The organism is Blautia sp. HCP28S3_G10, assembly GCF_052065235.1.
Taxonomy (GTDB): domain Bacteria; phylum Bacillota; class Clostridia; order Lachnospirales; family Lachnospiraceae; genus Blautia_A.
Genome location: NZ_JBQHUL010000009.1, coordinates 47,355 through 64,275 on the forward strand (window position 1 = coordinate 47,355; position 16,921 = coordinate 64,275).

Consider the following 16,921-nt stretch of genomic DNA (forward strand, 5'->3'; position numbering starts at 1 on the left):
GTTCAGAAGCACCTTTGCTGCATAAAGCGGCGAGGGTGCTTTTTTTCGTACAAAAAGATATTTTATTTTACTTACAACAAAAAGAAGTTATGATATACTTGGAATTAAGTGATATCGAAAAAACAGAAGGAGATAGATAAGAAAAAGGAAGGAGTTATTACGTATGAAAAAGAAAAAAGTACATAGATTGCTGAGTATTCTGTTGTGTGCTGCAACAGTTATCACCAGCATGCCTGTTTCTCTTTATGCAGGAGATGAGATTGCAGTACAGGAAGAGAGTGCGACAGGAGATTCAGAAGAATTCAGTGATGAACTGGAAGTTTCCGATGATGAGGAAGAACAGGAACTGACAGTAGAAGACGCAGGGGATTTTTCTTCAGACGGAGAAACAGCAGTGACACCGTCTGTAATTGTACCGCCGAAACCTACAATAGCTCAGGGAGAAATTGAGTTGCCGGATATCACCGGGATACCGCTTCCTACATCTGCCGGGATTCCGATCCCTACGGATGATGGTGGAATAACCATTCCCGATATATCAGGGATTCCGCTGCCGGGAGGAGCTACAATACCGCTTGATGACGGGGGCGAACTCGAGGTTGATTATGAGGTTGGAATTGTTTTAGGAGTTAAGGGAAATCCGGAGAAGGTTGTTCTTCCGTCTGAGGTGAACGGGAAACAATTGACAACAATTTATAAGGACGCTTTCAAAGACAACACTGCAATTAAGTCAATAACTATCCCAGACAGCTATACAGAAATCGGTGACGGTGCCTTTGCAGGCTGCTCCTCACTCGAAACAGTAAATATCGGAAGCGGCCTTGAAACAATCGGCAAAGATGTATTCAATGGCTGTGTTAAACTTAAAGACATTACACTGCCGGACAGCCTGGCAACGATTGGAGAGAATGCGTTTTATGAATGTAAATCACTGACCGAGATGGTTATTCCCGGTAAGATCACTGAACTGCCGGATAGTGTATTTTATGAGTGTGATGCTCTTGAGACAGTTGTGCTTCCGGAGGGACTGGAACAGATTGGAATAAATGCATTTGTCGGCTGTAATGGACTGCAAAATATAAATCTGCCGGAAAGCCTGACAAAAATAGGTCGTGGTATTTTTGCAAACTGTACCCAGCTGACTGAAATAAGTATTCCATCCGGAATTACAGAAATTCCTGATGAGGCATTTATTTACGATTTTATGCTGAATAAAGTAGAACTTCCGGATAACCTGGTGTCTGTAGGCGGACATGCATTTGATGGCTGTGAAGGTCTCAGATCACTGAAACTTCCGGATACGTTGACTTCGCTTGGTGGATTTTGTTTTTATAAGAGTGGACTTGCTGAGATCAACCTTCCATCCGGGATTACAGAAATTCCTGCATTATGTTTTTATGGCTGTAATCTCACGGAAATCCATATTCCTGCAGGTGTAACCAGAATACGTGACGAAGCATTCTGGAACTGCGGCTCTCTGAATGATATCTGGTTTTACGGGGCAGCTCCTGAACTTCCTGAGAGAGAGGGCTGGGTAACTGGTTCCTGGGAACTGGTCCTTCATTACCTCGAAGGGAAAGATGGCTGGACAACACCGGAGTGGGACGGGCTGAAGGCAGAACCTTTTACATTAGATGCAGAAGAAAATACGGTTATCACAGTAGAGATCGGAGAGGCAACCGCTGTCTTTAACAAAAAGACAGAAACACTCACAAAAGTCACCGGAAATATTTCTTCATTCGAGATTCCGGCAGCAATCCAGAATGTTGCAGTTACGAATATTGCATCAGGCTGTTTTGATAAATGTAAGACCCTTGAAACGATTACTGTTGCAGAGGGCAATACGAATTTCGCAGCAGAAGACGGGGTACTTTATAATCAGGATAAAACAATCCTTCTGAAAGTTCCGGCAGCGAAATCAGGAATCCTTACTGTGGCAGATGAAACAGTAGAGATTAAATCAAAAGCAGCACGGAACTGTAATCAGATTACGGAGATCCGACTTCCGAAGGTACTTGAGACAATCGGTAGCTGGGCTTTTTCAGGTTGCACATTACTTACAGAACTTACTGTTCCGGAAACTTTAAAGACTATACAGGCAGCTGCGCTGAGCTACTGTACTTCTCTTACAGCTGTTTATTTTGAAGGGGACGCACCGGAAATTTCCGGTGGTGCGATACCACGGTCTTCGGATCTGACGCTGTATGTGGTAGAGGGCCGTTATGGCTGGACAGTTCCGAAATGGAAAAACTGGAAAACAGAATATTACCAGTGCAGTGAATATTACGGATACGGATTTTTTACAGCTGACAATGGCTCTGTGAAATACAGAAAAGAAGATGGCATGATCGTTGGTTATACCGGAAGTCCGGAACATATCCTGATTCCGTCTGTATCCGGTGAAACAACGATCACCGGAATTGACTCAGGAGCTTTCCGTGACTGTATATCTTTAAGAGATATTTATCTTTCTGTTACAACAAAAACAGTTGCGGAAGACTGCTTTGAGGGTACAGAAAATCTGAAGATATGGTGTCCGGAGGGAGATACCTGGAGTGAGCTTGCAGGAAAATATGGCTGGACAAATTATTATGTCTGCAAATTTAACAGCGCGGAGCCTGTGAATGCTTCCACAATAGGCGGTAAAAGCTATACCATAAAACTGAAAGTAAATGGTGATGTGGAACTTCCGTTTGAATTTACCTGGACAGATAAGGCAACCGGAGAACAGAAAAAAATTCTATATGAGAAAAAAGTTCATGCATTTTCTTATTATACAGAATCTGAATATGAACTTCAGATGGATTTCAGTGATATAGAAACCGGAGAATATATGCTTAAGGTTTCACTTGATGATTATGGAATCCAGAAAGAACTTCTTTATGAGATCGACAGGACACCACCGACAATGGTGAGTGATTTTTCGGTAAAGGCTGACAATCTTACCAATATCCTCAGCTGGCATGCGGCAGTGGAAGCAGATGTTGTAAGATATGAGATTTACCGGAAGACAGCAGACGAAGAAGAGTATTCATATCTCATGACTGTTTCTGACAGGAACGTGACTTCTGTTACAGATGAAAATGTAGAAGAAGATGTGGAATATTTCTATAAGATTTATGCAGTGGACAGATTTGATCAGATGTCTGAGGCAGCAGGTCCGGTGAGCTGTAAACCGGGACAGGACAAGATACCGCCGCAGATCGTAAGTGTCAGACCTGAAAACGGAAGTGTGATCCATGGAAAACAGGAATTTCATTTGACAGCAACAGATAACAAAGGTGTCGCTTCTGTTACACTGGAATACTCGACAGATAATGGAGAAAACTGGACAGCAGCGGATAAAGTATCTACAGATGGAAACGCAAAACTTGTTTTTGACACGACAGAAACAGATGCCAAAACAGTAAAAGTCCGTTTTCTTGCTGAAGATATCCATCAGAATACAGCATACAGCGATGTTGTCTATCAGTATGCAATTGACAATCAGGGACCTGAAAAAGTACAGAATCTTTCTTATACAGCAACTGCGTCAGTTATCACCCTTTCCTGGGATGATGTGGCAGATGAGGACTTTGATTATTTCCAGGTGGAACAGTTACAGTCGGACGGAAGCTGGCTGTCTGTGGGAACAACCAGTTATGTAAGAGGTATGTATATCGAAAATCAGCTTCCTGAAGAGACATACGAATTCCGCGTAGTTGCCTACGATATTTATGGAAACAGGGGAACAGAGTCTGATACCATTATTGCAACAACAGAAAAAGACATTACCTCTCCCGTTGTTTCGGACATTGCCCCGGAGCCTTACTGTCTTCGTGGAATCCTTAAGATGCAGTTCACGCTATCTGATGATACAGGTTTCGGGAAGCTTCTTGTTCAGGTTTCTCCGGACAGGAAAACATGGGAAGATTACCAGGAGATTCCACTTAATTCCCAGCAGAGACGTGCAGTAGTATACTGCGATATTGATACAGATTCTTATGAGGAAGGAAATTTTTATGTAAGAGGAATCGTCAGTGACCTGTCCGGTAATGCGAGCAGCAGCGATGAAACAGCACCGTATGTACAGTATGTTCTGGACAGGACTGCTCCAGCTGTTCCGTTAAATCTGAAGGTACAGGCGAAAGGAAAAGCAGCAAGACTTACATGGCGTGCAGGGCTGGAAACAGATCTGGATGGATATAATATTTTCCGTGCGGAAGAAGACGGTGAATACGTAAAGATTGCTGTTATAAGCAGAACTTCAGCCTACACAGATGACAGTGTGGAATTTGGCAGAAAATACACATACAAAATTCAGGCATATGATCAGATTGGAAATACCAGTGAATCAAGTGACAGTGCAGAAGTGGAGATTCCTGTAGATATTGAGAAGCCTGTGATCTACAGTGTGTCACCTTCTGAACAATATGTACTTGGTAAAAACACCCGGATCCGTGCACTGGTAGGGGATAATGACCAGATTAAGACATTTTCTTCTGCATACAGCACTGACGGGGAAAACTGGGTGGATCTTAATGATATTCTTCTGGAAAAACAGGAAGACACTGTTGATCTGAAACTGACACCGGTTGATACAGGAGCAACAGATCAGCTCTGGATCAGGATTTCCTGTGTAGACAGAAATAACAATATCAGTGATACTTTTACAAGAAAATATCAGGTAGATCTGGTTCCTCCGGCAGCTCCCGTTCTGGACGCATCTCCGGCAGATGGAAACGTAGTTCTTCACTGGACTTCCGGTCAGGAAGAAGATCTGGCGGGATTTATGGTCTACAGAAAGGCTGCTTCTGAAGACAATTACAGCTGTATTTACCAGAAAGCAGCGGAAGATCTGGCAGAGTATACCTGGACAGATATCAGTGCACAGGATGGAGTAACCTATTATTATAAAGTAAAGGCTGTAGATGCCAGACAGAATATTGCAGTAGGTGATGAAGTAACTGTTTTCATCCCAAAAGGCACCGAAAAAAAGGATACAACTGCTCCGTATGCTTATATTTCCGGTGATACAGTAGGTGAGATCGGAATGCAGATGGCATTTTCAGCAGAGAATTCATCTGATGACAGAGGTTTTGTTTCGTATAGCTGGGACTTTGGTGACGGAGGTTCTTCTTCGCTGATGAAACCGGCCCATGCATATGATGAGACCGGAATTTATACAGTAAAACTGACTGTCAGAGATGAGGCAGGAAATGAGGGAACAGCAGAACTTCAAGTTTGCATCAGGGAAAAACAGGTGGTCGGAAACGTGGAAGTCACGGTTCTTGATGAAAATGGAACACCTGTAGCAGAGGCCGGTGTTTATGCAGATCTGGGCTCCGAAAAAATGACAGTTAATAATACAGATACCACGGGAAAAGTTACCATCTCCTGTCTGTCAGGAAGTATGCCGATAGGTGTTTACAAATCAGGATACCTCCCTGCCAAGAAGGATGTTCAGGTAAACGCAAACGCTGTGACAAAGATTACGTTTACGATAGAACATAAAGATATTGTTGTAGGTGAACTGAAGTCTCATAGAATGACTCTGGAAGAGATCCTGGCTGCAGGCATAGATGTGGATGATCCTGCAAACCAGCAGGTATATAAATTCCAGATCCAGCTTACTTATGAAGAAGAGGTGATAGAAACAGAAGCTGTCATCAACTCTGAAGGAAAGAAACTTTCAGATCCTGAACAGTTTGAAATCGGTGACAGAGTTATTACTGTTGATTTTGTAAACTGCTGGGGAGGCGGCGGAGGCGGCTTCGGAACCGGCAGCAGTAACAATAATCCAGGCGGACAGCCGGGAGGAAGTGAAAGTGCCACTCTGCCGAAAGAACCGGAACCGGTAGTTGCTGTCATTGATATTCCGGGAACCAGCAGCTGGCTGAAAGACTTCTTTGATGTGGAACTTTATGTGATGAATCAGGCAGGAGAAGAGTTCAGCCTTGATAACTGCTCTGCAACCCTGAATGTACCGGAAGGTCTGACTCTTATGGATACAAACAGGACCACATCAGATCCTGTGGTAAATATCGGTACGTTGAAAGGCCAGCAGTCTGCAACAGCAGAGTGGATCCTTCGTGGTGATGAACCTGGAACTTACGATCTCTCGGCTGATTTTGAGGGAACCCTGCGTGATTTTGGCGTACAGGTAAAGGCTAACTTTGTCACAAAAAATCCTGTGGAAGTCAGAGGCGGCGAACATCTCTGGCTGGATGTGATGACAGAAAGTGCGATTCTTGAATATATAGATGGTGCGATCCGTGTAGGTTTCCGAAATGAAGACAAAGCTCCTGTTTATTATCCAAAGATCAAACTTGAAAATGTGGAATTTGTCAGAAGCTTCAAGACGAAGGGCTATGACTCCGTAGATACAAGTCCTGATGTTCTGGAACCAGGAGAAGAAATCTGGTTTGATTATATAATCAAACGTGAAGACTGGGAAATGTTGATGAAGAATTCATCTTCACCACTTTATCTGAAGAATCAGATTTTGCAAAAACTGTCCGGAGTGGAAATGAACACTAATTTCATAACCGTGGATCCTCTGACAATTTCACCGGATAGAATAAAAATATATGAGTATGATTCGGAAACAGGAAAAGCAGGAAAACAGATCTCTCTTCTTGAAATATGGAAGGATACCAAAATATCAGCAACAATGCCGGACCTGATGATAAAGTCCTACAGACAGGATGAGAACGGAATACTTCAGCCTGCATCAATGGAGGTAAAGGTTACCGATGCATATATAAAAGACCATACACCTGATCTGAAAACAGATTATACGGCCAGTTTTGTAACTGATCAGAATGGTGAGTATGTACTTAAAGGGTATGAGATTAGGGACTGGATGCCCGGGTATGACACAGATGATCAGGAGCCGGATGATGATAAGAAAGTAAATTATAAGGCTTATGATATAACCTTTTGGTCAAGCCGTGCCCTTACAAAACTTTCTGTTGTGGGCCGTGGCTCAACGACCAGCAGCGGACTTCTGAAAATCACTGTGCTGACGGATGATGGAAGCGGTGGCTTCAGGAGAGTAAAAGACGCAACAGTTACTGCAGCAGGAAAATCAGCAGTTACAGACAAAAAGGGTGTGGCTGAGCTTGCATATATCCCAACAGGAAAAGTAAACGTAACTGTAGAAAAGAAAGGCTACACAACACAACTTGCGGTTGTTTCCATGAGCGGTGATATCTGTGAGAAGACGATTTATACATCCATAGATGACAGTGATGGTCATTCCTATATCAGTAAAAAGTGGAACAATGTCGGTTCAAATTCACTGGGAAATATTGTAATACTGCCCGAAGGAAATGTGAAAGGAAAACTAACATTTGAACTGGACAGAGTGATGCGAAACGAAGAAACATTTGAATCGTATTATTATCAGATAGTCCAGAAAGATGGTGAGATCAGAAAAACCGGATCAATTACTTCCGACATTTTCATAATGGATGCAGAGGATATGAAGGCCGGAGATAAACTGTATTTCGGACTGAATGTGGTAAAGGATGGCGAAAAATATACTACTGTACCCGAGAGTGCCCACTTTATGGTGATTGAACGGCCGAAATTCCTGAATAACTGTGTTATAAAACTGAATAAGCTGAATGAATCTGCAAAACCTGTCCAATTTGATGATGTTACAATTGAATCAGATTCACTGTTCAAACTTATCTTCAAGTACGGCTTTGATGAAGACGATGGCAATAAAGTGTCAGAAGTAGTGTCATTCCTGCCCGGTGTGGATCTTGATGAATATGTTACAGACGAAAAAGCTTCGGCAATAAAAGATATGATGAAAAAATATCTGCTGGTAATGAATAAAGCAGAGCAGTTTCCTGTTTCAGTAAAGTATGATACGTCGGGAAAACTGACGCTGTCGGTTCATTTGACAAAGAGAGATACTTCAAAATTAGATGAAGCCGGAGAACTCAGTAATCTGGAAAAGAAACTCCTTTTCGTCAAGACAGACGAAGATTATGACAATGAAAAAACCGGTGGAATCATCGGTGATATTACGGTTGATATCGTGCTTGCGTACAGTACGGTAAAGAATAACTGGGATATGACTGTATATGGAACTGCAAAGGGAACATACAAGCAACCTCTGATGAAAGCAAAGAGTTTGCTTTCATATGCGGATGTCAGTCTGGAGGGCGATGGAAGCCTGAAAATGCAGTTGTTCAGGACTTCTATTGGAAATAAGACTCTTGATGAGCTCAACGAATATTTTGAATTCAATGAGGGAAAGATTGGCGTGAAATTAAAGGGAGCAGCCGGTGGAATGGTGGGAGATAAAGATCTGGCATCTCTCGGTGCTTATTTTGAGATCGGGGGAAGTATTGGATTTATGCCACTATTTAAGGTACTTGCAACTGCAGAACTGGGCTGGGAAGGAAATGTTCTTTTCTTTAAACATAAAGGTAAATGGCTGGATGAAGAGTACCAGATATATCCGCAGAACAGTACAAATGCAAGAGTTATGATGCGTGAAATGCTTGCGGCAGGCAGCGAAGACGACACACAGTATGAAACGGATATCGGAACCGAAAACAGCAAATGGATCGGAAGCGGTGAAGAACTTGCATCAGATGTTTATTATGACATCAGTCCGCAGACAGTTACTCTTCCAGATGGAAGTACACTGATGGTATTTACCAATTACAGTCAGAGTAAAGATAAAAATAATCCGGTTGAACTGTATTACGCCAGATATAGTAATGGAAACTGGTCAGAACCGAAATCCATAAAGAATGATGGCACTTCCGGTATGTATCCGTCACTTACGGCAACAGATAAAGGTGCTGAACTGACATGGATGAATATGAAAGAAAAACTTACAAATATGTCAGAATGTACATACAGCGAGATCGTGGAAAAAGTTTATGGCAATATGGCTGTTTATAAAGCATCTTATGACCCGGAAACAGACAGCTGGCATATGACAGAGGCAGCATCTGACGGAACACTTATTGTAAGTCCTTCCAGTGCTTCAAAAGATTCCTCAGAGATGACTGTCTGGATCACAAATAACGCGAACACAGAGAATGCCTCGGGACAGAATCCGGATTCACTGAAGTTTGTTGAGACGGCAAATGGAGCCACTGTAAACAATGGTGAGATCCGAATTCCGAAACAGTATTATGACCTTACATCAGTGTCCGTAAGTACTGTAAATGGTCAGTACAGACTGACGGCACAGATCATTGATGATTCAAGTGAAGGAAGGATAGGAATTTCCGTTTACGATGGAAACAGCTGGAGCGAGATGGAAATGATCCCGTCAAAAACAGTTTATTCACCGATACAGCTGGGAAATTCTGTATATTATGTCAGCGATTCTCAGATATTCCGTTATGAAGACGGAAGGGAGAAAATGCTTCTTAAGAGCAACCTGCTGGATTCTGTTGAAAAGATCACAGTTTCAAAATTCGGAGAGAATAGTTTGCTTCTGGCCTGGACTCCGTCAAAAGACAGTGCAGGAATATATGTTGCATTTTCCGAGGACGGAAACAGTTTCTCAGAACCTGTAAAGGCAGCAGAGACAGATGGTGTCTGCACAGCTCCGCTTGTAAATGTGACAGAAGATGGTGGGCTCAGACTGATCTATCAGCAGATGAATGCAAGTTCTGACATTGTTTATAATCTGAAAACTGCAACAGTAAAGCCAGGAGTAAATGTCAGACTGGCTGAGTTTGATACAGATGGAATGCTCTATGGCGGAGCAGAACTGAACACTTCTTTTACCTGGGAAAGCGCAGGCACAGTACCGGTGACATCTGTACATGCAGTGATCAGTACAGATGAAAAGGGCGAAAGCGTCATTGCCGAAAAGACAACTGAAATAGGTAATACAGATGTGATTACATGGACAGTACCGGCAGAGTATCAGGGCGAGGAATATTACCTTGTGCTGAAATCGGCAGATGGTCAGACAGACATTGATCTTACTGATAATACAGGTGCGATTGGAAATGCCATGAGAGATACAGAACTTGTGGCAGCAGAGTACATAGGTGATGATGAAAATGGTACAGGTCTTCGAGTTACACTGAGAAATAATGGTATCGTTGATTCAGGTGCTCTGAAGCTTAAGATTACAGAGATAAATGAAAATGTAGCCGACGAGGGCAATACAGCAGATTCCGGAGAAGAAAAGATACTTCTTGAAAAGGATATTAACGAACTGAAAGCAGGTGACACAAGGGATATCAGTTTCGGTATTGACCGTGAGATGGGTGATGGAGGACTTTATGTAGAAGTTATCTCAGAACTTGAAGAGACCGATACAGATAATAACCGCAAAGTTGTTCTGATCCATAACTCCTATAAGCCGGAAGAAGAACCTGATCCAACAGCGACACCGACGCCGTCAGATGCACCGATTCCATCAGAAACACCTGAACCGGGTGAAGATAAGCCGACAGTAACTCCAACGCATACACCGCCGCATGTACATGCATGGAATACAGGTGCTGTAACGAAGCGGGCGACTGCACTGGCTGCCGGAATCCGTACATTTAGCTGTAAAGGCTGTGGACAGAAACGTACGGAAACAATCCCGAAACTGACTCCGACCATCAGCCTGAATGCCACATCACTTCCGATGAAGACCGGACAGATTACAAAAGCTGTAAAAGTCAGCAATCTTGCTGCCGGGGATTATGTAAAATCCTGGACTTCCAGCAATACAGCCGTAGTAAAAGTTGATGGAAGCGGAAAAATCACCGCTCAGAAGAAAACAGGAAAAGCTGTGGTAACAGTAACTCTGGCAAGCGGTAAAAAAGCAATGATTAATATTACTGTAGGGAAGGCAAAAGTCAAAACTTCAAAAATTACGGGCATTTCCTCAGGAATGACGCTGCAGAAAGGCAAAAAGATCAATCTGACACCTATACTGATACCGCTGACTTCGCAGGATAAAATTTCCTACAAAACTTCAAATAAGAAAGTGGCAACAGTAACAGGCAGAGGTATAGTGAAAGCGAAGAAGGCCGGAACAGCAAAGATCACAGTAAAAGCCGGTAAGAAGAAGTTTACCGTCCGGATTATTGTTCCGAAAACAGCCACGACAGATCTTCGTAATGTTCCTGAGACAAAGACTCTGAAGAAAGGTAAAAGCTTTAAGATCAGTGCCAGAAAAGTTCCTTCCGGCAGTGAAGAAAAGATTGCCTACAAATCTTCCAATAAGAAGATTTTAACAGTAGACAGTAAAGGTAAAGTAACAGCACGAAAGAAAGGAACAGCAAAGATAACAGTGAAGTCAGGAAAGATAACGAAAGTTGTAACAGTAACTGTAAAATAAACAGATTTAAATAAAAGGCCTCTTTTCCAAAAGTCTGAGATACATCAGATTCGGGAAGAGGCTTTTTTGACTGGAAGATAATATAAAATTATGTTATAATATTTTGAGCAAATGAAAGGCGTTATATTATGAAAGAAAAAGTTTATCTTACGAAACTGGCGCCCAACTGTGGTTGTGCAGCCAAGGTTGGACCGGGAACACTCTCAGGAATTCTCTGTCAACTTCCGAAATTTCAGAATCCGGATCTTCTGGTTGGAACAGAAACTTCTGATGATGCAGCTGTTTACCGTATTTCAGATGAGCTTGCTATAATACAGACACTGGATTTTTTTACACCGGTTGCCGATGATCCTTATGATTTTGGACAGATTGCAGCAGCGAATGCACTAAGTGATGTATATGCCATGGGTGGTGAGCCTAAGACAGCTCTGAATATTGTGGCCTTTCCGAAGGATATGGATACAGAAATTCTGGGTGAAATACTGAGAGGCGGCGCTGATAAAGTTATGGAAGCAGGTGCAGTTCTGGCAGGTGGACATACGATACTGGACGATACACCGAAATATGGACTCAGTGTGACAGGTTTTGTCCATCCGGATAAATTCTGGAAAAATTACGGAGCCCAGACAGGAGACAGACTGATTCTTACCAAAGCTCTCGGAACAGGAATTATCAATACTGCGATCAAGGCAGATATGGCATCAGAGAGAGCAAGAGAAGCAGCGCTTGCTTCTATGAAAACGCTGAATAAAGGTGCAAGAGATGTGTTAAAAAAATACCAGATTCATGCCTGTACAGATGTGACAGGTTTTGGCCTTGGCGGACATGGTACAGAAATGGCAGAGGGCAGTAATAAAACTCTTGTGATCCATACAGCACAGCTCCCTCTTCTTCCGAATGTAGAAGAATATGCGTCTATGGGTCTGATTCCCGGAGGAGCTTACAGAAACAGAAATTTTGCAGGAAAATCCGGCTATACCAGCACTGCGGTACTGTGGAAAGAGGATCTGGTATTTGATCCTCAGACTTCGGGAGGTCTTCTTGCCGCCGTACCGGAGAAAGAGGTTGACAGCATCGTCAAAGAACTGAAAAAGGCAGGACTTGCGGCTTCTGTGATTGGAGAAGTCATAGACAGAACTGAGCATACTTTGATAATTCAATAGCCTGATGCTATAAATTAGACTGAAAAATTTGTCAAAAAAATATCGAACTTTTGACTAATTGTATTGAGAATATTTATCATAAATGGTATAATTCAAGAATACAAAATAGTTACAGAAACATTGATTTATGGGGTTCAATGTTTCGCGGAAAGGAAGGTATTTCTATGAATCACGAAGATGTACAAAAAGTTTCAAATGCTGCAAACGCAAAGATCACTCTGTTGAATACGAATTTCACCAGATATTTTATGCGCGCAATCATGGCAGGATTTTTTATCGTAGTTGCCATGATCTTTTCTAATGTTGTTGGAAATGTTTTTTCTGGAGCAAGTGAACCGGCCTGGGGTAAATTCCTTGGAGCAATTGTATTCTCAATTGCAGTTCTTCTGATTTCGATGGTAGGTGGAGAACTTTTTACTGGAAATAACCTGGTTATGGCCTTTGGCGCTCTTGACAAAAAAGTCAGCTGGGGTGATGCCGGTAAGGTATGGCTGGTAAGCTATATCGGAAATTTTGTAGGATGTGCGATTCTGGCATTGATCTTTGTCGGTGCCGGAGCTTCTGGAACTGCAGATTACTTTGCAGGATTTATGACAAATAAACTGTCTATTCCTGCAGGGCAGATGTTTTTCCGTGCTGTTTTATGTAACTTCTTCGTATGTCTTGGGGTGCTTTGTGGTATTAAACTTAAGAGTGAAGCCGCAAAGTTTCTGATGATAGTTATGTGTATTTCAGGTTTTGTTGTAAGTGGATTTGAACACTGTGTTGCCAACATGGGTATTTTTGTAACTGCTGCATGTCTGGTGCCGGGACTTTCCATTGGAGCAATGTTAAAGAGCATGGTTATCGTCACTTTGGGAAATATGGTAGGCGGTGCATTGCTTCTTGCATGGCCTCTCAGAAAGATGAGTGCAGATAAATAATATGGGTAAATCCTTATACATAGCTGAGAAACCAAGTGTTGCTCAGGAATTTGCGAAAGCATTAAAGATCAACGGACAAAGACGGGATGGCTATCTTGAATCAGAAGATGCTGTAGTGACCTGGTGTGTGGGACATCTGGTCACTATGAGTTATCCCGAAAAATATGATATCAGGTACAAAAGGTGGAGTTTCGATACCCTGCCTTTTTTGCCCCGTGAATTTAAATATGAAGTAATTCCGTCTGTGAAGAAACAGTTTGACATTGTCAAGGGGCTTCTTAACAGACCGGACGTAGAGACTATCTATGTGTGTACTGACTCCGGACGTGAGGGAGAATATATTTACCGTCTGGTCGCACAGATGGCGGGAGTAAAGGACAAAAGTCAGAAAAGAGTCTGGATCGATTCCCAGACAGAAGAGGAAATCCTGCGTGGTATCAGAGATGCAAAAGATATTTCAGAATATGATAATCTTTCTGCATCTGCCTATCTGCGTGCAAAAGAAGATTATTTGATGGGAATCAACTTCTCCAGAGTTCTCACCCTACGATATGGGAACAGCGTTTCCAGTTATCTGAAAACAAAATATCAGGCAATTTCCGTAGGTAGGGTTATGACCTGTGTCCTTGGAATGGTCGTGCGAAGAGAGCGGGAGATCCGTTCTTTTGTAAAAACACCGTTTTACAGAGTGCTGTCTTCCATTGAACTTGAAGGAGAAAAATTTGAAGGTGAATGGCGTGCGGTAGAGGGAAGCAGATACTTCCAGTCTCCGTATCTTTATAAGGAAAATGGCTTTAAAGAAAAGAAGCATGCTGAGGAACTGATTGCCAGGCTGTCCGAAAAACAGCCTCTTACATGCCTGGTTGCAAAAGTCGAGCGCAAAAAAGAAAACAAAAATGCACCCCTTCTTTTTAACCTTGCAGAGTTACAGAATGTGTGTTCCAAACTGTTCAAGATCAGTCCGGATGAAACTCTTCGGATCACACAGGAGCTTTATGAAAAGAAACTGGTCACTTATCCACGAACAGATGCCAGAGTCCTTTCTACAGCGGTATCAAAAGAAATTTATAAAAATATTTCGGGACTGCGGCGCTACGGCGCAATCGGAAATGCAGCTGAGGAGATCCTGCAGACAGGCACATACAAAAATATCGCAAAAACCCGTTATGTGAACGATAAGCAGATCACGGATCATTATGCGATCATCCCGACAGGCCAGGGACTGAATGTACTGAACAGCCTTTCCCTGACGTCACAGAGGGTATATGAGACAATCGTGAGACGTTTCTTATGCATATTCTGCCCACCGGCAGTTTATCAGAAAGTTTCGCTGACTACAGTTATGGATGTAGAATCTTTTTTTTCATCTTTTCGTGTACTGATGGAAGAGGGATATCTGAAATATGCCACGAATTCTTTTGCAAAAAAATCTGCAGCGGACAACAGGCAGGAACAAAATGATGCAGAAGATGTATCCTGTGACAGACAGCTGCTTGATGCATTGCAGAAGCTGAAAAAGAATGATATACTGACTGTGAAATCACTGAGCATCAAAGAAGGGGAGACATCACCACCGAAGCGTTATAATTCAGGTTCCATGATACTTGCAATGGAAAATGCAGGTCAGTTGATCGAAGATGAAGAACTGCGTGCGCAGATCAAGGGCAGCGGAATAGGAACGAGTGCCACCAGAGCAGAAATCCTCAAGAAACTTTTTTCCATAAAGTATCTTGCACTGAACAAAAAAACGCAGGTCATTACACCGACATTGCTTGGTGAAATGATTTTCGATGTAGTAAATTGTTCGATCCGTCAGCTTCTGAATCCGGAACTTACTGCAAGCTGGGAAAAGGGACTTACCTATGTGGCAGAAGGCAGTATCACATCTCAGGAATATATGGACAAGTTGGAACGTTTTGTGCGTATCAGGACAGACCAGGTGGAACAGAGTAATTACCAGTATGCATTAAGACAGTTTTTTGATGCGGCAGCAGTGAATTATAAAAAGACGTCAACAGGGAGGAAAATCCAGAAATGATGAACGAATTTACCATAGCAAATATGCTTGATTTAAATGAAACAATTGCAGCAGAACTTTTCGAAGGAAAAACATATCCGTGGGAAGTGCTTCCGGAAATCGGAGATTTTATCATGAAACTTGGCCCGACACTGAATCCTTCTGAATATGAATGCAAAGACGGCAATATCTGGATTGCCAGATCAGCAAAAGTTGCTCCTACTGCAAGCATCACAGGACCGGCGATCATTGGCAAAGATGCCGAAATACGTCACTGTGCTTTTATCCGCGGCAAAGCAATCGTGGGAGAGGGTGCTGTAGTCGGAAATTCTACAGAACTTAAGAACGCAGTTCTCTTTAACAAAGTGCAGGTTCCTCATTACAACTATGTAGGAGATTCTGTACTTGGATTTAAATCTCATATGGGTGCGGGATCTATCTGTTCAAATGTGAAATCTGATAAAAAGCTTGTCGTTGTTAAAGATGGAGAAGAAAAGATCGAGACAGGCCTTAAGAAATTCGGAGCCATGCTTGCTGATCATGTAGAAGTCGGATGCGGATCAGTTCTCAATCCAGGAACCGTGATCGGAAGAAACTGCAATATTTATCCGCTTTCGCCTGTAAGAGGCTGTATTCATGCAGACAGTATTTACAAAAACGCTTCAGAGATCGTGAAGAAGCAGTAAGAAGTTGTGGAAGGGGGGCGTTATGAGTAGTTACAAAGGAAAAACCAAAAAAATATTTGCATTTATTCTTGCACTGATCTGCATCTGCAGCAGTGTTTTCGTGCCGGTAAGTATACAGGCTGCTATACCGGAAGGTTCGTATGGGCATATTTATCCTGTAGTATATAAGACACCGTCTAAGATTATTTTACTGAAAGGGACAAAAGAGACTTTTGCTTATGATCCCAGTTATGGAAAAGTAAAATGTACTTCAAGCAATAAAAAAGTTGTCAGACCTGTTGCTTCCGGAAAAAATAAATTTAAGCTGAAAGCAGTAAAGAACGGTACAGCAAAAGTGACATTCAAGTCAGACAAAATATCCGAGAAATATACGATTGTAGTAGCGTCCGGCAATAACTATGTCAATAAATGGGTAAAAAATCTGGCAAAAGAAGTCAAAAAAAGCACCAGAAACCCTGAAGACCGGCTTATGGCAGTGTCACAGTATCTGGTCTGCAATTTTACATACGCCAACGAATATGACATGAAAAAGATCATTTCCAAGAGAAGAGGAAACTGTTACTCTGCAGGCCAGCTGATGGTAAAAGTATATAAAGCACTGGGTTATAAGGCAAAAGTCCGTCTGGCAATACATGACAAAAAATCCAGATACCCGGAAAATATGTATATGATGTCACAGCATTATAACGTACAGGTAAAGGTAAAAAACAAAACATATTATATTGATGCAACCCCACAGTGCAGAATGGTCTATCTTTCCTCGCCTAAAAAAGTCCTGGATTATTATATGGACTGGGGCGGATACTGGATGCGGATGGAGTAGA

At 42.3% G+C, this 16,921-nt stretch carries 6 protein-coding genes; all 6 read left to right on the forward strand.

What is annotated here, in order from left to right:
- Positions 1-163: 163 nt before the first annotated feature.
- The 6 genes from ACTNB8_RS05835 (at position 164) to ACTNB8_RS05860 (ending at position 16,920) form a co-directional block, all read left to right on the forward strand.
- Entirely contained in the window at positions 164-11,308 is an 11,145-nt protein-coding gene (locus ACTNB8_RS05835) for a leucine-rich repeat protein (RefSeq protein ID WP_441053086.1), read from the forward strand.
- 128 nt (positions 11,309-11,436) lie between these two features.
- Positions 11,437-12,471, forward strand: a complete 1,035-nt coding sequence (gene selD / locus ACTNB8_RS05840; protein ID WP_441053088.1) for a selenide, water dikinase SelD — start codon at positions 11,437-11,439, stop codon at positions 12,469-12,471.
- 164 nt (positions 12,472-12,635) lie between these two features.
- Positions 12,636-13,394: a formate/nitrite transporter family protein gene (locus ACTNB8_RS05845; RefSeq protein WP_441053090.1), complete on the forward strand. Its 759-nt coding sequence runs from the start codon at positions 12,636-12,638 to the stop codon at positions 13,392-13,394.
- A 1-nt stretch (position 13,395) separates the two neighbouring features.
- Positions 13,396-15,432, forward strand: a complete 2,037-nt coding sequence (locus ACTNB8_RS05850; RefSeq protein ID WP_441053092.1) for a DNA topoisomerase — start codon at positions 13,396-13,398, stop codon at positions 15,430-15,432.
- Positions 15,429-16,097, forward strand: a complete 669-nt coding sequence (locus ACTNB8_RS05855) for a UDP-N-acetylglucosamine pyrophosphorylase (protein ID WP_441053094.1) — start codon at positions 15,429-15,431, stop codon at positions 16,095-16,097. The genes ACTNB8_RS05850 and ACTNB8_RS05855 overlap by 4 nt, the downstream gene beginning before the upstream one ends.
- A 22-nt stretch (positions 16,098-16,119) precedes the next feature.
- Entirely contained in the window at positions 16,120-16,920 is an 801-nt protein-coding gene (locus ACTNB8_RS05860) for a transglutaminase domain-containing protein (RefSeq protein ID WP_441053095.1), read from the forward strand.
- Position 16,921: the final 1 nt, after the last annotated feature.